This window comes from Rhodococcus sp. T7, from assembly GCF_009872365.1.
GTDB lineage: Bacteria > Actinomycetota > Actinomycetes > Mycobacteriales > Mycobacteriaceae > Rhodococcus_F.
This window is the reverse complement of sequence record NZ_WXYH01000389.1, coordinates 699,999-718,151: the sequence shown is the minus strand read 5'-3', so window position 1 is coordinate 718,151 and position 18,153 is coordinate 699,999. Positions and strand designations below refer to the sequence as shown.

Annotated in this window: 15 protein-coding genes; 13 read left to right on the top strand and 2 right to left on the bottom strand. The window is 63.0% G+C overall.

Annotated features, from left to right (window positions below; translation table 11 throughout):
• Positions 1 to 99: 99 nt before the first annotated feature.
• From MLGJGCBP_RS47375 to MLGJGCBP_RS47345, 7 genes are all read left to right on the top strand, one after another.
• A complete protein-coding gene (locus MLGJGCBP_RS47375; RefSeq protein WP_160101432.1) occupies positions 100 to 669 on the top strand; it encodes a MarR family transcriptional regulator in 570 nt (189 codons plus the stop codon).
• 62 nt (positions 670 to 731) lie between these two features.
• Complete coding sequence (locus tag MLGJGCBP_RS47370; protein ID WP_160101430.1) at positions 732 to 1,889, top strand: CaiB/BaiF CoA transferase family protein; 1,158 nt, start codon at positions 732 to 734, stop codon at positions 1,887 to 1,889.
• Positions 1,889 to 2,890 carry a CoA transferase gene (locus MLGJGCBP_RS47365; protein WP_160101428.1) on the top strand — a complete coding sequence of 334 codons (1,002 nt, stop codon included), beginning with the start codon at positions 1,889 to 1,891 and terminating at the stop codon, positions 2,888 to 2,890. The genes MLGJGCBP_RS47370 and MLGJGCBP_RS47365 overlap by 1 nt, the downstream gene beginning before the upstream one ends.
• A 240-nt stretch (positions 2,891 to 3,130) precedes the next feature.
• Entirely contained in the window at positions 3,131 to 3,946 is an 816-nt protein-coding gene (locus MLGJGCBP_RS47360; RefSeq protein ID WP_160101426.1) for a mycofactocin-coupled SDR family oxidoreductase, read from the top strand.
• 254 nt (positions 3,947 to 4,200) lie between these two features.
• Positions 4,201 to 5,640 (top strand): aldehyde dehydrogenase, encoded by a 1,440-nt coding sequence (locus MLGJGCBP_RS47355; RefSeq protein WP_160101424.1) that lies wholly within the window; start codon positions 4,201 to 4,203, stop codon positions 5,638 to 5,640.
• A 43-nt stretch (positions 5,641 to 5,683) separates the two neighbouring features.
• A complete protein-coding gene (locus MLGJGCBP_RS47350; RefSeq protein WP_160101422.1) occupies positions 5,684 to 6,784 on the top strand; it encodes an NAD(P)-dependent alcohol dehydrogenase in 1,101 nt (366 codons plus the stop codon).
• 281 nt (positions 6,785 to 7,065) lie between these two features.
• A complete protein-coding gene (locus MLGJGCBP_RS47345; RefSeq protein ID WP_160101420.1) occupies positions 7,066 to 8,469 on the top strand; it encodes an MFS transporter in 1,404 nt (467 codons plus the stop codon).
• A gap of 77 nt (positions 8,470 to 8,546) precedes the next feature.
• Here MLGJGCBP_RS47345 and MLGJGCBP_RS53450 read toward each other — a convergent pair whose 3' ends face one another.
• Positions 8,547 to 8,669, bottom strand: coding sequence for a hypothetical protein (locus tag MLGJGCBP_RS53450; protein WP_268960797.1), 123 nt, complete (start codon positions 8,667 to 8,669; stop codon positions 8,547 to 8,549).
• A 113-nt stretch (positions 8,670 to 8,782) separates the two neighbouring features.
• Between MLGJGCBP_RS53450 and MLGJGCBP_RS47340 the strand changes: the two genes are divergently transcribed.
• Positions 8,783 to 10,624 (top strand): PucR family transcriptional regulator, encoded by a 1,842-nt coding sequence (locus MLGJGCBP_RS47340; protein WP_160101418.1) that lies wholly within the window; start codon positions 8,783 to 8,785, stop codon positions 10,622 to 10,624.
• On the opposite strand, the gene MLGJGCBP_RS47335 is transcribed toward MLGJGCBP_RS47340, so the two are convergent.
• Positions 10,568 to 11,743: an IS701 family transposase gene (locus MLGJGCBP_RS47335; RefSeq protein WP_160101452.1), complete on the bottom strand. Its 1,176-nt coding sequence runs from the start codon at positions 11,741 to 11,743 to the stop codon at positions 10,568 to 10,570. The genes MLGJGCBP_RS47340 and MLGJGCBP_RS47335 overlap by 57 nt on opposite strands.
• Before the next feature lie 404 nt (positions 11,744 to 12,147).
• Between MLGJGCBP_RS47335 and MLGJGCBP_RS47330 the strand changes: the two genes are divergently transcribed.
• The 5 genes from MLGJGCBP_RS47330 (at position 12,148) to MLGJGCBP_RS47310 (ending at position 18,138) form a co-directional block, all read left to right on the top strand.
• On the top strand, positions 12,148 to 13,539 hold the full coding sequence (locus MLGJGCBP_RS47330; RefSeq protein WP_160101416.1) for an MFS transporter: 1,392 nt from the start codon (positions 12,148 to 12,150) through the stop codon (positions 13,537 to 13,539).
• A gap of 49 nt (positions 13,540 to 13,588) precedes the next feature.
• Entirely contained in the window at positions 13,589 to 14,578 is a 990-nt protein-coding gene (locus MLGJGCBP_RS47325) for a DUF7064 domain-containing protein (protein WP_160101414.1), read from the top strand.
• 11 nt (positions 14,579 to 14,589) lie between these two features.
• Positions 14,590 to 15,810 (top strand): phosphotransferase family protein, encoded by a 1,221-nt coding sequence (locus tag MLGJGCBP_RS47320; RefSeq protein ID WP_160101412.1) that lies wholly within the window; start codon positions 14,590 to 14,592, stop codon positions 15,808 to 15,810.
• Positions 15,810 to 16,352 carry a hypothetical protein gene (locus tag MLGJGCBP_RS47315; RefSeq protein ID WP_160101410.1) on the top strand — a complete coding sequence of 181 codons (543 nt, stop codon included), beginning with the start codon at positions 15,810 to 15,812 and terminating at the stop codon, positions 16,350 to 16,352. The genes MLGJGCBP_RS47320 and MLGJGCBP_RS47315 overlap by 1 nt, the downstream gene beginning before the upstream one ends.
• Positions 16,353 to 16,680: 328 nt before the next feature.
• Entirely contained in the window at positions 16,681 to 18,138 is a 1,458-nt protein-coding gene (locus MLGJGCBP_RS47310; RefSeq protein ID WP_160101408.1) for an aldehyde dehydrogenase, read from the top strand.
• The last annotated feature ends 15 nt before the right edge of the window (positions 18,139 to 18,153 follow it).

Sequence of the window (18,153 nt, the reverse complement as noted above, 5' to 3'; positions counted from 1 at the left end):
TAGTTCCCGTACTATTACGCTTGATGCGTTCGCTGTCAAGAGGGCGTAGACGGACCGCCGATGGACTTACCAACCCGAGGAGACACACAGGTGACGCTGATGGATAGTGAACCCAATTCCGAGGCTGACCAGCTGTCCATTCCAGGCCTACTGAGCCGGAACCCTGCCGCCCTCGATTCCGCGGAGATCGCAGCGGCGAGCCGCCCCCCGCTGACCATGATCGGCAATCGGCTGCGGGAAACGAACGCCAATGCCCCCCTCGGCCCCGCCCAAAGCTTGGTATTGAGCCAGCTCACAGCCGCAGATTCGATGCCGATCACCGAACTGGCGGCCGCCGATGGCCGCGCAATCTCGACCATGACCGAAATCGTCGGTCGATTGGCCAAGGCCGGATGGGTCGAGAAGCGCGAGGGTATCGAGGATCGCCGCCAGGTGCGCGTCGCGATCACCACGGAGGGCCGGCGGATTCTCGAAGAGAACCAACAGTTGCGCAACCAAACTCTCGCCGGGCGCATCGCCAACCTGGCCGATCACGAACGCGTCGCACTCGCCGCCGCACTCCCCGCCCTGTGGAAGATCGCCGACATCGATCCTCACTTGTGGCCACGAGTCCATGGGCGCACCACCAAGCGCCCCCGCCGACAGGCGCAACCCACTCGGCCGGAGTAACGCGCGTCAGAATTTAGTTCGCCCCCCTTGACAGTTACGGCGATCACACTCACTCTTGAAAAATGGTTCGCGTAACGAAGCAATTATGTGAGATCTCCACACCGCCCCGTCCACTTGATTGGCTGTCCGGCATCCGGGTCGTCGAGGTCTCGACGGGGGTCGCGGGTCCGCTGACCGGCCGTATCCTCGCCGAACTCGGCGCCGACGTGATCAAAGTCGAATCCCGCGCCAAATTGGACGTCAACCGAGTGCGGGTGCCACGAGAGGAGATGTCGGGTCTCGCCGACCCCGAGACGTTGCAACTGGAGGGCTTCGGCCTACTCCACGAGGCAAGTGCCAGCAAGCGCAGCGTCACCTTGAACCTGAAGACCGAGGCCGGGCGCGAGCTGTTCCTGCATCTCCTTAGCGAAGCCGACGTCTTCGTCCAGAACTTCGCACCCGGTTGGCTCGAACGACTCGGCCTGTCCGTCGACGACCTGCTGCACCAGTGTCCACGCCTGGTGGTGTTGTCGGCCACGGGCTACGGCCAGGACGGTCCGCTGTGCCAGCAACGCGCCTACGCACCGATCATGAGTTCGCTCGCCGGACTGGAGGGCGTGATCGGTTACGAGGACGGCGCGGTCGTCGGAGCGTCGGCAACCGCGATGGCCGACCTCAACTGTTCGTTCTATGGCGCCTACCTCGTGCTCGCCGCCCTCAATGGACGCACCGAGACCGGTGGAGGACGGCACCTCGATCTCTCCCAGACCGAGGCGTGCGTCGCGCTGCTCGGCGAGGCCATGGTCGAGTACGCGACCACGGGAAAGGTGCCGGGCCCTACCGGAAATTCCGGCCCGACCGGTAGCCGCGAAGTGGTGCCCTGCAAAGACGGCCGGTGGGCAGTCGTTGACGACGCACCGGAAGGCAGCGAACTCCTCGACCGCGATGAATTGGTGACGCGCCTCCACTCGGCAGGAAGCGTCGCGACGCCTGTACTGACCCCGCAAGAGGTTCTGCAGGATCCAGGCTTCCGCGACCGCGGACTCTTCCAGCAAGTCGACCATCCCGTTCTCGGCGAGTTGACGACAACCAGCATTCCGTGGCACCTCGACGGATCCGTTCCTGGTGTCCGCTCGTCCTCCCCGCTACTAGGGGTGGACACCGAGGACGTGATGACCCGGCTTCTCGGTGTCACCTCGGAAGAGTTCGACCGTCTGACCACCGAAGGAGCGTTTCACTGATGTACGACTCGATGGCCGGAATCACCGTCATTGAACTCGCAGGCAGTCAGGCTGCGGCCTTCGCCGGAAAACTGCTCGCCGACGTCGGCGCTACCGTCGTGCGGTTCGGAATCTCCGATCCCGACCCATATCTCGACGCCCGAAAACTTGTGAGCACCAGCCCGGTCACCGACCTACTCGCCGGCGCCGAGGTACTCCTCACCGACCTCGATGACGAGGGCTTGACAAACCACGGCGTGACCCTCGACGGACTGCGTCACGATCACCCTGCACTCGTCGTCACCGCCCTGTCACCGTTGGGCCGCACCGGACACCGAGCAAGCTGGAACGCCGACGAGATCGCCATGCAAGCGATGTCCGGGCTGATGCACGTCACCGGTTATCCGGACCGCGAGCCACTCGCCGCTCCGTACGGGCTGGGGGCCCTGCAGTTGGGGATCAGTGGCGCGGGAGCCACCTGTGCGGCGGTGTTCCGTGCCCGCCGATCCGGCATCGGCGCGATGGTCGAAATCAGCGGCGCCGAAGTGCTCGCTTCGTACGTACGCATCTACGGTGCCGTCGGCGAATATTACGGAATCGAGCTCAACAGAGCCGGCCATCGAGCCCCCGGCTCCGGGGGGCGCTATCCGTTCGGGATCTTCCCCTGCAAGGACGGACATGTCGCACTCATCGCCAGGACTGCCGCCGAGTGGGACCGGTTCGTCGCGATGATGGGTTCTCCGGAGTGGGCCTCCCTTCCCCGATATACCGATGCCCGGGCAATGGCAATGGACTACCCGGACGAAGTGGACGGGCTTGTCGTCCCCTGGTTGCAACGTCACACCCGCAATGAACTTCTCGAACTAGCCCAACAGCACAAGGTTCCGATGGCACCCGTGCGCCGCGTGGACGAACTCACCGACGACATCCAGATGCAGTACCGGAACTTCTTCGAAACCACCACCCTCGCAGACGGCACCCCCGCCACGGTGCCCGGCCGGCCGTGGGTCGAATCGATGTAGATCTTCCGATTTCGGTCAGCAATCAGCTCCGCTCGGAATGCATTGTGTCTGATGGTCGAACTCGACCTCATTGCGAGGCCAGGGGGTGACTCCAAGGAGCTCTTTCGAATAGCGGTCCTCCCTAATCCTGGGTGCTTCAGCCACCACCTCAGTCGCACGAAACGTTCGCCTCAGAATCGCCGTTCACGGATAACAGATCGATATCAATCTTCTTGTAGCAGAATGAGATAGGGGAATCAGATGACAAGTGGTGCACGACTCGCCGGCAAGGTCGCCCTCATTACCGGTGCCGCTCGCGGACAGGGGCGCGCGCATGCACTCCGGCTCGCCAACGAAGGTGCTGACATCATCGCTGTCGACGTGTGTGCGGACTACGCAACCACGGCATATCCGATGGCTACGGAGAGAGATCTGGAGAGCACAGCCGAACAGGTCCGAAGCGTCGGCCGACAGGTCGCAACCTATACCGCCGATGTTCGCGATCGGGAACAGCTCGCGGCGGCGATCGACGGTGGGGTTGGTCAGCTCGGTCGACTCGACATTGTCGTTGCCAATGCAGGAATCTGCATCCTCGACTCCTGGGATGCGGTAACTCCCGAGGCTTGGAACGACACGATCGGCACAAACCTCACCGGCGCATGGAACACCATGTCCATGTCTGCGCAGCACTTGATCTCCGCTGGTGGTGGCTCGATCATCGCCACAGGCTCCACCTGCGGCGTCAGAGGTGTTCCCTTCTTCGCCCCCTATGTCGCATCGAAGCACGGCTTGGTCGGTGTGGTGAAGACTCTCGCCAACGAACTCGCTCAATACAACGTCCGAGCGAACGTAGTCCACCCGGCGGGTGTGTCGACAGATCTGACCCAGGGGCTCGCACGTATCGGCGAGCTGATTGAGACGAATCCGCACCTCGCTGGGACGTTTGTCAATGCCTTGCCGGTCGAGAGGCTCGAATCGAACGACATCAGTAACGCGGTCCTATTCCTTGCCTCCGACGAGGCTCGATTCGTAACTGGCACAGAATTGGTTGTAGATGCCGGAAACACGAACTTTTGAATTAGATTCGAAATCAGCATGTTTCGACGACGCCGTCGAGAAGCCGGGCGCGGAACACCCGAAAGAAATGTTCTACACAGACATTGCATTGAACAAAGTTTCTGTTGACTCTCATGGTTCGTCGACATACCGTGATTTGCGTAACGTCTACGGACGTCGTTCTCTGCCAACATCTCCGGCCCCTGCCCTCGCATCCGTCGGGAGGATTCGTCTCGGGTGCTGGATGTTGCTACCAGACAATCAAGGAGTTCTTCATGTCGTTGGATCGTCAATTCCTGTTCATCGGTGGCGAATGGGTGGAGCCGCGCGCGTCCGGACGGATCGATGTCATCAACGCAACAACCGAAGACGTCCTGGGTACCGTGCCCGAGGCCTGTGAATCCGACGTCGACCATGCGGTGAATTCAGCACGCACGGCATTCGAATCAGGTTGGGGACAGAGCGATCCGTCGGTGCGCGCTGACGTACTCGACCGATTCGCCGATGCGTTGGAGAAGCGTGGCCCGGAGTTGACACGACTCGTCAGTCAGCAGAACGGAATGCCTCATGACCTGAGTGAGCAGTTCGAGGGCAGTTATGTCATCGCGGTGTTCCGATACTATGCGGAGCTCACCAGGAAGATGCAGTTCGAAGAGCTACGTCCGTCTCCGCTCGGCTTCTCGACTGCGGTACGCCGGCACCCGGTCGGCGTCGTGGCCGGCATCGTGCCCTGGAACTACCCTGTGCTGCTTGCCGCGACGAAGATCGCACCTGCGTTAGCGGCGGGCTGCACCATCGTGATCAAGCCGTCACCGGGTACGGTCCTGGACAGCTTCGTGCTCGCCGAAGCCGCGAGAGAGGCACAGATTCCCGACGGCGTCGTGAATTGGGTGCCCGGCGGTCGCGAGCTCGGCGCGTACCTGGTGTCTCACCCAGGCGTGGACAAGGTCGCGTTCACGGGTTCCACCGGCGCGGGACGCGCGATCGGTGAGGTGTGTGGACGGCTGCTTCGGCCAGTCAGCCTCGAGCTCGGAGGCAAGTCGGCAGCAATCATTCTCGACGATGCGGACCTCGGCAGTGTGACCGAGGGCCTGATGGGTGCCTCACTTCCGAACAACGGGCAGACGTGCATGGCGTGCACACGCATCCTCGCCCCCAGTAGTCGGTACGACGAGGTCGTCGACGCGATTGCGACATGGGCCTCGTCCCTCACCGTAGGTGATCCTCTGGAATCCGGCACACAGATCGGGCCGCTCGCATCGAAGGAGCACCGCGATCGTGTCGAGCGTTACATCGCGTTGGGCCGCGACAGCGGCGCGCGCGTTGTCGCGGGCGGCGGTCGTCCCGCAACTCATCCCCGTGGCTGGTTTGTCGAGCCCACTGTCTTCGCCAATGTCACGAACAGCGAGGTTATCGCCCGAGACGAAATCTTCGGGCCGGTTCTTGCCATCCTGAAGTACGACGGCGAAGACGATGCCGTCCGGATCGCGAACGACTCCGACTACGGCCTCGGCGGAACCGTCTGGTCTGCAGATCACGAACGAGCGCTGGAGGTCGCGCGCCGAGTCGACACCGGCACGCTCGGCATCAACGGCTACGTCCTCGACTACAACGCGCCGTTCGGTGGTGTGAAGTCCAGCGGTCTCGGCCGCGAGTTCGGTCCTGAGGCAATCGCCGGATACCAGCAGCTCAAGTCCATCTACCAGGCGGGATGAGCATCGCCATCGCTTTCGCCCAAACCACAGAAAGAGATCCATCATGCGTATCACCGCCGCAGTCGCACGCGAGGCCGAAAAGCCCTTCCTCATGGAAGAAGTCGAACTCGACGACCCCCTCCCCGGCGAGGTCTTGGTTGAAGTGCACGCCTCGGGTCTGTGCCACACCGATATCGGAGTCCGCAATCAGTGGATGCCGATTCCATTGCCTCTCGTCCTAGGGCATGAAGGCGCCGGCGTCGTCAAGGCGGTCGGCGAGGGCGTCACGAAGGTGGCACCCGGCGACAAAGTGGTAATGACCTTCGACTCTTGCGGCTCATGCGTCATGTGCAGTCGCGGACTTCCCAGCTACTGCCGAGAGTTTGCTCAGCGCAACACCAGCGGCGGCCGCCCTGATGGGACCAACGCACTTCACGGCGACGGTGACCTTCACGGTGCGTTCTTCAGTCAGTCCTCATTCGCTACTTACGCGATCGCCACTGATCGGAATGTGGTCAGGCTGGATGACGACGTCGACCTCGCGATCGTCGGACCACTCGGCTGCGGAATTCAGACAGGCGCCGGCACCGTCATCAATCGCCTCGCGCCCAGTGCCGGTTCGAGCCTGGTTGTGTTCGGCGCCGGCGCGGTCGGTCTGTCCGCCCTCATGGCCGCGAAAGTGGTCGGTTGCACCAAGATCATCGCAGTCGACCGCGTACCAGCCCGCCTCGAATTGGCGACCGAGCTCGGCGCCACCCACGTCCTCGATGCGACGACAACTCCGGATATGGTCGCAGCAATTCAACAGATCACCGGTTTGGGTGCGGATTACGCCATCGATACGACCGCGGTGACCAGCGTGGTCAGACAGGCGGTGAGCGCGCTCGCACCGACCGGAACGTGCGCCATCCTCGGTTTTGGACCGGCAGGGACGGACGTCGCTGTCGACATGATCGAGCTCCTCACCGCCGGGCGCACGATCGTCGGAGTCACCGAGGGCGATGCTCGACCGGACGAATTCATCCCGAAACTGATCGACCTGCACCGCCGGGGCCAGTTCCCCTTCGAGAAGATGATCGACTTTTACGATTTCGCCGACATCAATCAGGCGGCCGACGACTCCGACTCGGGCAAGACCATCAAACCTGTCCTCAAGATGAAGTGAACGCGGCTCGCCAGGAGAAGAGGGCACCCTCACGTGCGGCAACGAATTCGAACGGCTGGTGCTGCGAAGCGGCAATCGCACGCGAATTCGACCTGCCCGGTGCGAGCTAGTCCCGTACTGCCAGTTCCTTGGCTGAGTGGAGAGGATTCTCGGAGAAACAGGGCCGGTTCCTCGCGGCACTTGCCCGAACCGCTGCATTTCCAAGGCCAGTCGGACTGACACCGTCCTGCACCCGTCTGGCTGACTGTGCTAACCGGGAATCCCGGAGAAACGGATAATCGATGCCCCCCATTGCACTCGACGTGCGTGACGAAGTTGCCCAGGCGACAGTCCGACCATTCCATTGGCGCCTGATTGTTCTCATCTCGCTCGGACTCGTGATCGATGGCATCAATAATCTGGTGCCCTCGTTCGTCCTCCCGTTTGTCAGGGAGCCCTGGAATCTCTCCGGCGGCCAGAGCGGTATGCTCGTCTCGTCCGGCCTTATCGGTGTTTCATTCGGTGCGCTCCTTCACGGGCCAATTGCAGATCGCTTCGGTCGACGACCAACATTTATCGCCGGAATGGCAATCTCGGGCATCCTCAGTGTTGCCACAAGTGCAATTGCCGATTCCTTCGAGGTGTTTGTCGCGCTGCGGATCGTCACCGGTTTGAGCATCGGAATGCTCCTTCCCCTCGGAATCGCTTATCTCAATGAGACGATGCCGATCCGGTCTCGCCATCGTCTCACCATCCTGTCCGCCACTGGCTTCTCTCTGGGTGGTGTTCTCGCAGGCGTCCTCGGCATCGCACTGACGTCTGCGGTTGGATGGCAGTCGTTGTTCTATCTCGGCGGAATCATGGTCCTACTCGCACCGATCTACTTTTTCGCACTGCCGGAATCCCCAGAGTTCCTGGTCGCTCAGGGAAGGACGGAGAAAGCCTTTGCGATCCTCGCGCGGATGCGTCCCGAAAACGTGGACGCCTACCAGCAGTCGACTTTGGTGGTGGGACGACAGGAAGATGCTGTCCCACAGGACTGGCGACTTCCGCTCAGTCGGCCATACCGGACCCACACCCTTTTCCTCTGGGGAGCAGTGTTCTTACTGATGTTTGCCGCCTACGGACTGACCGCATGGACTCCGACGCTGATGATTGACCGCGGGCTCGGGATCAACACAGCATTCGTCTTGGGGTCGACGTTGCAGTGCATGGCGATCGCGGGCGGACTTCTCGGAGCATTCTTCGCGGACAAGAGTATGGGCGCAGGGCATTTGGTGATGCTGTGGTGCGTGCTCGGCGCAGGCTCGTCAGTGGGCGTCGCTCTATCGGGTCCCGTGACACTCGTCGTGATTACGGTGATGGCCGCCGGACTCTTTATTCAAGGCGCACTGTGGGTGCTCTTCAGCGTCTGCGCCCAGTCCTACCCCGTCGAAGCCAGGAGTACTGGCGAGGGTTTGATGTTCGGGGTCGGCTACTGGGGCGGAGTTCTCGGTCCGTTCATTGCCGGCACTATTCTGAGTGCGTTGGGCAGCGACAACCTCATCTATTTCGTGGTTGCCGGCGCGACCGCGTTGGCGATAGTGTGCGTCCGCCAACTGAGCGACACGCGTCACTCGGTGGAGGGCGCCGCCCACGTGCCGGCACTGCCTCCTTCGGTCGATGTACCCGAACGCTCCGCGCCGGCCGACACGATCGGACTGTAGCTCGCGCCATACCCGGGAAGGTGTCCAACCTGACGGAGGGCACATCTTCTCCTACGCGTCGACGAGCGACGAGCGGGTCAGAAGCCGCCGCTGCTGCTCCTCGAGGCCCCGGCCGCGTGCCACGTGCGCTCCAGGCTGCCCGAGATCGTCCGCGTGTACCGCACCGGTGAGTCGCCGCGCCGACCTGCGACAATCCGCATCTTGCCAACCTTCCCGGGGATAGTTATGGTCAGACCTATGACATAGATGTTCGATCGTCCTTACTCCGACGAGATGGGTCGGCTGTGCGCTGCGCCGCAGGGCCGAGGTACACATGACTGCACACTTGCCCGCGAATTCCCCGCATCTACGTCTACTCGACGACATTCTCATCCGCACTGCCACGCAGGCCGGATTCGAAACGGCGAGCATCCTGGTGGAAGACGGTGCCCGTGGAGTATTCATCCCCCTCCCCCACAACGGGTCTCATTCATCGCCCCTTCGCGTGCTACCCGAAGACCCGCTTGTTCGCCGGGCGTTGGCATCCACGGAGCCGATCGTCGCGTCCGACAGAGCCCTGACGCACGTCTCCCCGCGCGAAACTGATTTCGCCCGGGTAGTTCTGCTTCGCGTGTCCGATCCCGGATCGTCGCCTGTCCGCCTTCTTCTCCTCGGCGATTCACGGCCGGGAGTCGAGTTCACCACCCAACACTCCACCGCACTGCTCGCGCTCCGCCCACTTGTCGATTCAGCAGCGCTCACCGTCCTCGACGCCGAGGAACAACGACGTCGCCGGCGGGACCTCGAGCACGGCAGATTGCTCGCCGACGAGCGTGCCGCGGTCGTCGAGCGACTCGACGATGCCGTTGCCACCGCCGACACCATGTCCGCGATCGTCCGAGTCTGCGCGGAGTTGACGGGCAAAGCCGTAGTTCTGTTCGACCTGCGGGAGCGAATGATCACCGCCGCGGGCCCACATTCCGCAGGACGAGTCTCGATGCCCTCGCTCGGAACAATCCTCCGTTCATACCCTCCGGACGCGACTGTGGGACCGAAACCCATCGTTTTGTCTGCCGGACCGGCGACAGATCTTGTCCGCCGCAAGATCGTCACCCCGATTGTGGAGCGTGGTGAGCTCTTCGGATGGCTGGTGCTCGATGAGCATCCCACGCCGCTGCGCCCCACCGATGAGTACACCGCGGCTCGCAGTGCACGCCGTATCGGCTCCCAGTTCTTGATTCAACGGCGCATTGCTCGTGTCGCGTGGAACGCCAAGTCTGCTCTTACCCGACAACTCGTCGATGGAACGGGTGTCCAGGAGGATCTCGCCGCGAGCGGTGAGTATCTGGGCGTGAACACGGAGGCCCAGCGTGTACTCGTTTTCATACAGGTGCCGGACGGGGAGGCCGAAGGTCTCGACCATGCCATGGTCGAACATCTGGAGAATTCCCTTGGCGTCGAGGTGCTGTCGACTCGAGGATCGGAGGGGCTGCTTCTGCTGGTGGAGTCCTCGGACGATGTCGGATCGGTGGTGTCAGTGTCGCGGGTCAAGACCGCGGTCGCACAGGCGACTGCCGAATTGTGCCCGCCGCCAGGACTGATCGCCGGCGTGTCGTCGGTGTGCGAACCGGCTGCGTTCTCCCGTGCGTACCGTGAGGCACGCGAAGTCGTGAAATGTATGGACCGTTTCTCGGAACGGTCGACGCACCGAATTCTCTCGGTCGACGATCTTGGGCCGGCTCGTGTATTTCTGGCGAACGGTGACGTTGCGGCCCTGCGACATTACGCCGACGATGTCCTCGGCCCCATCCTGGTCGACGATCCCGGCTGCGCCGACTTACTGCGCACTCTGCAGTGCTGGTTCGACACCGGTCGCAGCCCACGCGGTGCCGCACACCAGCTCGGCGTGCACGAGAACACGGTGCGGCTACGCCTCTCGCGCGTTCGGGCCATGATCGGCCTCGACGTCGTGGGAAATGCAGCGGACCAATTGAGCATCCAGACCGCACTTCTCGTACTTCGCTTTCAGGGCCACCCCGCACTCGCCGTCCTCGACCGACGCGAGGAGGGCGAGATGGGTCTCGACCACGCCGTCGGAGACCGCACTGGCACTGCCGTCTCACCACCAGGGTGCGACCGCATTCGGCCGGGAGCGAACCGGCCGAATGCGGGATAAGCCGTCTTCACCCCGGTCCGCATTCTTTCCGCGCAGGATCAACTGGTACGCCGATGCCACCATCGCCAACGTGATGTGCCGGTACCACGGCCGGTACCCCCGGACTTGATAGTCCGAGAGCCCGGACTCGAGGCGCGCCGATCGAACGCATTCGTCGATTGCCCGCCGACCGTCTGCAATGCGAGCAAGCTCCGACAGGATGCTGCCGATCGGACCGAAGCACAGGTGATAGCTGACATCGGACGGGTCGGTGATCGATCGACCGGCGAGCAGCCAGTTCCCGTGTTGCCGTCCCGATCTGTACAGGTCCACCGCCGCCCAGTCCCGGACACGAAGACCTGCGACATCGTCGAGGTGACTGAGACGGTGCCACACCGATTCCGACAGTTCGTCGATCACCTCCGATGCAGGACGGACCTGCAGGTTTGCAGTGGCAACCCGGCACTCGCCTGGAACCTCGACCACATGCGGCACGCCGCGTTCCTCCAGCCAACTCCGCAGTTGCTCCGACCGTCCATGGCAAACACCGGCCGTCACCCACCCGAACGGCACATCCGCGTCGAGAGCCCGACCGATCATCACCTGAGCCAGCTCTGACGGGCTCCGGTAACCCACCGAGTCGTCGACACCAGCCCCGCGACATCGACCCCTGTTGTCCGTCCACTCTTGCGGTAGGTAGAGCTCGCGGTCGATCAGGCCACATCCCGCTTCGGACGCGTACGCCAGAAAGACACCGATTTGAGCGTTCTCGTGTCTCCCGGTTTCCTCCGAGATCCTGGTGGTCACCCCGGCGGATCGACTCCCTCGCTTCAGAAAAGGCGTCTGACCCACTATCAACCGCCCCTGCCAGATGTCGCCGATCGCCCCGACAACCACCTCACGCACGTCGTCACGGACGCCGTCTTCGTCCCACGTCGCCGCGTTCAACAACCGCTGCATGCCTTCCGGGCCGGCCTCACCCGCCGATTCGGCCTGGACCCACCCGTTCTTGCGTTCGCCGCCGCTCACCAACCCGCGGATGTAGGCCGACATTCGTCGACGCGGTTCGACACGGAGGAATCGGTGCGCGAAGTGGGCGCAGAAGACAGCGAGCCCCGGCGACAGATCGCGGCCCCCGATATCGGCGGCCGATCTGGCTCGATTCCCGTTGTTTGTCACAATATGTCGTTGTAGTACATCGTGAGCAGTTCCGGAAGTCCCCCCGTTTACAGTGACTGTGGTCACCGATATGGGCGAAATTGTGCTCTCGCTCACCACGGGAATCGCGAGACACCTGTACTTCGGCAATAATCGTCGATCTTCGGGCCTATTCCAGAACATGCCCACTACCAGATCACCCACGGATGAACCACCGTGCTTCAGCACATCGCTGTCGGACCGGACAGTCTGCGCGCACCCGTCATGTCAGCCGCAACCTGGCATGTCATTGTCCTCCACCCCGGAGCGTTCTTATGGTTCGCGGTGACGTCGTCACTTCCCGCTGGGACACCAACCCCTCCGCGATCCATCCTCAGAAGGTTCAGATGACCATGGATAAACATCGGCTGAACACCGCCGTGCAGACACCCGGCTCGCCCACCGAGAATCTGGAATCCGCAGTTTCCCGAAAGATCGCGCTCCGGATCGTTCCCATGTTGTTCCTCGGAGCACTCCTCAGCTACGTGGACCGCACGAACATCGGCGTTGCCAAACTCGAGATGCAGGCGGACCTCGGCCTCACCGAAGCCGCATTCGGTCTCGGCGCCGGCATCTTCTTCATCGCGTACGTGCTTTTCGAGGTCCCGAGCAACATCGCACTCCACCGAGTCGGCGCCCGGATCTGGATTGCCCGGATCATGGTGACCTGGGGACTGATCACCGCACTGATGTCCTTGGTCGACAACCTCTGGATGTTCTATGGGATGCGGTTCCTCCTCGGCGCCGCCGAAGCAGGCCTACTCCCCGGCGTGGTCTACTACCTGACCCGGTGGGTACCGTCGGCGAACCGGGGACGAATCCTCGGACTGTTCTTCCTTGCCATCCCGGTCGCCTCGGCCATCGGCTCCCCCCTCACAAGCACTCTCATGTCGTTCCACCCCTGGGGCTTCACGGGATGGCAGTTCATGTTCATCGCCGAAGGACTGCCCTGCCTGGTGCTCGCCGCCGTCATCCTCAAATTCCTTCCGAACGAGCCCAGCGACGCACGATGGCTCGACACCTCTGAGGCGCAGTGGATTACCGACACGATTCGCCGCGAGAGCCCCGATACCACAGGGGACGGAGCCCGACATTCCTCGTGGACGGACGGACTGAAGAACTACCGGGTGCTCATGCTCTCGGTCGTGTACTTCTCGATGGTCGTACCCATCTATCTCATGGGCTTCTTCCTTCCGTCGATCATCAAGGAGATGACCGGCGGTACCATCGGCACGATCGGCATCGGCTACATCGCGGCAGTACCGTACATCTTTACCGGAATCGCCATGGTCCTGATCTCCCGGAGCTCGGACCGAACCCAGGAACGCATGTGGCACTTCTCCGTTCCCACTCTTATCGGCGCGAGCGGATGGGTGGTCGCCGCCGCCACCGTATCGTCGAATCCGGTCGTCGCCGCCATCGCGATCTGCGTCGGCACCGTCGGCGCGATGGCCACCATTCCAACGTTCTGGACCACCGCACCGAAGGTCGTCTCCGGCGCGGCCGCCGCCTCCGGAATCGCATTGATCAGCAGCATCGGCAACATCGGAGGATTCGTCTCGCCGTACATGTTCGGCATCATCCGCGATGCGTTCCCCGGCGATGCCGGCAATCGGCTGTCCTTCCTCGTCGGCGCGATCGTGCTGGGCATCGGGGGCATCCTCATGATCGCTATCTCGAAGACTCTTCCCACGACGACACCAACGAGCACGAAAACCGCACAACTACAACACGACTGAATTCACTGACCACATCAGACCCAACTGACTCCACACACGAGGAACCACTGTGATCAACTACACCGACACCGAATTCCACCCCCGCGACCTCACCGATCGGACCTGGACCGAAACCACGGTCCTGATCATCTCCGTACCCGAAGCAGCAATCTTCGGAAACGCCTACGTGCTGGCCCGTCCGAACCTCGGCGTCACCCTGTCCTCGGTGATCCTGGGCCAGGGCTTCTGCCGCCAACCCTACGAAGTCGACTTCACCGACCCCCAGATGCACCTCCCCTGCCCCGAGTCGTTCAGCAACTACTCCCTGGACAACGGATTGACCGTCTCCTCGGACGGTCCGCGCAACTACCGCATGCAATACAAGAACGCACTCGGCGCAGCGAGTTTCGATCTCACCTTCGAAGGATTGCATGACCCGTTCGACCCACACGACCCCGATCAGAACCCACTCCTCGAGCATGACCTCGCCTCTTCGGACGACGCCCGCAAGGGTGACGAGTGGGAAAACGGCCATTTCGAGGTCAAAGGCCGGATCCGCGGCGAGCTGGAACTACGGGGAAAGACCTACCAGGTCGAGTCCTACGAGGGGATGGACCACAGCTGGGGCCCCCGCACCGAAATCGGCACCCGCTCAGTCTCCTGGGTCTCGATCAACTTCGGTGAGGACTTCGCCATGCACATGGCGGTGCCGATGCGGATCGAACGAGGCCAGGTGTTCTACGACAAGATCCGCTTCGGGTACGTCGTAGACCAGGGTGAGGTCCACGGCCTGGTCGACGGAACAATCCAGGCCGAGCGCGTCGACATGCTCGCGTTCAGCAACCACGTCACAGCCACCGACGTCCGCGGCAAGAAGTACGAGTTCTTCGGCAGCGCGATCGCCGGCCACCCGTGGTACACGTTCAACCCGTCCCACGTCTGCTACCAGTCGTTGTTCCGCTACGAGCGCGGCTCCGCCGTCGGTTACGGCGAGATGGGCGACATCTTCGGCCTGGACTACATGGCCGAGCGGATGTCCCGCCACGGCCGGTTGAAGTAGGAGCGAACCTCATGACCACAGCAACTCTTCCCCTGCCCGACCGGGACTGGGCCGACGACCCCACCGATACACAGATCGAACATCTGCGAAGGCTCTACCCGACCGAACCCGAAGTGGATCGGACACTGACACGCAAGATGAAGCGGCGCGCACTCGGCCCCTACCGGCGGATGGACCTCGACGAGTTCGTTCGGTGCGTCGAGTCGTTCCTCTCCACTCGCGTCGATGGACCCTTCCGAGTGTCGGACGCTCGATGGTTCACCGGTGGTGTGTCCAAGATCCAGATGGGCTTCACCCTGCACCGCAAGAAGTCCGATACGTGGACGAGTGAGCGGATGGTGGTCCGGATGGACCCTGCCGAAGGGTCGAATGCCACCAGCCGGCTACGCGAGTTCGAACTCGTCGACGCCGTGCGGGACACAATTCCCGTCCCACGGCCGTACTTCATCGACGTCGACGGAGAGTTCTTTCCCGAACCCGCACTGATCTACTCGTACGTCTCCGGGATCACCAAACCGTCGGCGACCATCACCGGGAAGATCAGCGGACTGGGCACAAATTTCGGAGTCGATGCCCGCGAACCACTCGCCGAGCAGTTTCTGTCCTACCTGGCTGCCCTTCACACCTTCGATCTGTCCGCAGCGACGTTCACCAGCCTTGCGCAACCCCGGGTCGGGACCGACGACGCGGCACGATGGCTGCTCAACCAAGCCCGGCGCACGTGGGAAGAAGACCGGGCGACCGACCTGCCGCTGATGGACGTGGCCGAACAATGGATGCGCCACCACTTGCCCGTCCTCGATCATGTCGGCATCGTTCACGGCGATTACCGCAGCGGAAACTTCCTCTACGACGAATCCACCCTCGAGATCACCGCCTGGCTCGACTGGGAACGCGGTCATCTCGGTGACCGGCACCGAGACCTTGCCTGGACCACGCAGTCCACGTTCGGTCACTTCGACGAACTCGACCACTACCTTGTGTGCGGACTCATCCCTGAAGGTGACTTCTACCGACGGTACGAACAGGCCACCGGGCTACCGGTGGATCCGGACAAGATCACCTTCTACAAGATTCTCAACGCCTACCAAATCGTCGTATCCACCCTGGCCTCGGCGCACCGTGTCGCCAAGCTCGGCAAATCCCATCAAGATGTCGTCCTGTGCCGGGTCAAGGGCATGGCCGCGGTCGCTGCAGACGAACTGAACACCCTACTGAGCGAGGTGCTCTGATGGACCACTCGCGCAATACTCTCGGTGCCCTGCGCAAGTCACTCCTCGACTCGGTCGCACCGGCCGTGGACCCGAATGACCCGCTCGCCTCCGAGCAACTGCCCCTCGTCGCCGACTACCTGGAGTTCCTGCGTACGCGGATCTACCGGATCCACGAACGGTCCCGCTTCGAACTGGGCGAATATCTCCAGATGGCCGAGGGTGTGCTGACGCGCCTCTCCGCAACAGTCGGTGCTGCGGTCGGCGACCTGCCCAAGCAGGTCGATGCTGCACGGGTTGCACGCGACGCCGCGTCCACGGGCACCACCGAACTCCTCGAGCAGGGCGCCACACTCGCCGCGGCCGTAAGCGCCGTTGTACGGGACGAAACGCTTCCGGACGAGGTTCGCCAAGAGCTGGGCCGGTGGGTTGTCGAATCCTCGCGCGAGCTCCTCGCGTTCCAGCGATCGTGGTACGCACCGTTCGGGTTCGAGTCCAGCCGGGATCGTGTCCGGAGCGTCGATGATTTCCTGGCAGGGAGATCCTGCGCAGCCGCGCAATAGGGCGGTCCTGGGCTCTTCATCCTCCGAATGCGGAGCCCAGGTTCGCCGTCCGCGTCGTGTCGGCTCACCGAGAGGGCGCCTCTTGCCACAGGGTTAATATGGATTTAACATTAGACCAAACGGAGGCGGTGATACCCCGCCACTACTCATCCGCGTCGGCAACGGTCCGTCCGGGCCGAAGTGGGTGGTAGGGAGTACTCCTTCTGGGTGATCTTTGCCCGGAACCAACGAAAATTGTTGATCCAAATGTCGCCGTCCAGCAAGGTTGCCCTGTCCCTCATCGTGAGGGTTTCTCCGCCGGTTCCGGCGGCTTCGCCCGAGGAGGACCATGAGCACAATTGACTACTCCGAGCTGTACATCGGTGGGGAGTGGGCAACCCCACGGTCCGCTGCGACGATCACCGTGCACTCCCCAGCCGACGGCAGCACAGTCGGGTCCGTCCCACGGGCCGTGGAGACCGACATCGATGCCGCGGTCGCGGCCGCTCGCGCAGCCTTCGATGATCCGACCGGCTGGGCCGCTTGGGATCCCGCGGATCGCAGCAAGGTCCTCGAACGGTTTGCCGAGGAACTCGAGTCCCGTAGCCCGGAGACAGCACGGCGCGTATCTCTGCAGAACGGCATGCCGATCTGGCTCGCCGACCAGTTCGAGGGCGGGTTCCCGCCCATACTTGTGCGTTACTACGCCGGCCTGACCACCGCCGAACCCGCCGAAGAGGTCCGCCCCGGGATGCTGGGTGGGTCCGCGATCGTGACCCGCGAAGCGGTCGGTGTCGTCGCAGCGATCGTGCCGTGGAACGTTCCCCAGGCCATCTCCTTCCTCAAGATCGCCCCCGCGCTGGCCGCCGGATGCACCGTCGTGCTCAAGCCGGCCGAGGAGACAGTGCTTGACGCCTTCCTCGTCGCGGAGGCGGCGCACGCTGCCGGGCTACCTGCCGGGGTGCTCAACATCGTCCCGGGCGGCCGGGATCTCGGCGCCTACCTTGTCTCGCATCCAGGCGTCGACAAGGTTTCGTTCACCGGTTCCACCGGCGCCGGCCGTGCCATTGCCGAAACGTGCGGACGTCTGTTGCGCCCGGTCACGCTCGAACTCGGCGGCAAGTCCGCGGCGGTTGTCCTCGACGACGCCGACCTGGCCTCGTCGATCGAGGACTTCTTCGGCGTCACGTTCCTCAACAACGGCCAGATCTGCTGGCTCAACACTCGTGTTCTCGCGCCGCGCTCCCGGTACGGCGAGATTGTCGACACCATCACCGACCTCGCACGATCTCTGTCGATCGGAGATCCGCTCGACCCGAGCACCAAGATCGGCCCGCTGGTATCCGAAAGGCAGCGTGACCGCGTAGAGGGTTACATTGCGAAGGGGATCGCAGAAGGGGCCCGTCTGACGACCGGCGGCGGGCGGATCGCAGGCCTCGATCAGGGATGGTTCGTCGAGCCCACGGTCTTCGCCGACGTCACCAACTCGGCGACGATTGCCCGCGAGGAAATCTTCGGCCCAGTGCTGACGGTTATTCCCTACGAGGACGAGGCCGAAGCGATCGCCATCGCGAACGACAGTGACTACGGGCTCGGCGGCACGGTGTGGTCCGCGGACGTCGAACGAGCTACCGCCGTCGCCCGTCGAATCCGCTCGGGCACGATCGGCGTCAACCACTACTCGAACGACCCGCACGCCCCATTCGGTGGTGTCAAAGCCAGCGGGCTGGGCCGTGAACTCGGCCCCGAGGGCCTGGACGCGTTCCGCACACTCAAGACCGTCTACCTTCCCGCGGCAAGCGCCTGATCGCACCGCCGCCCG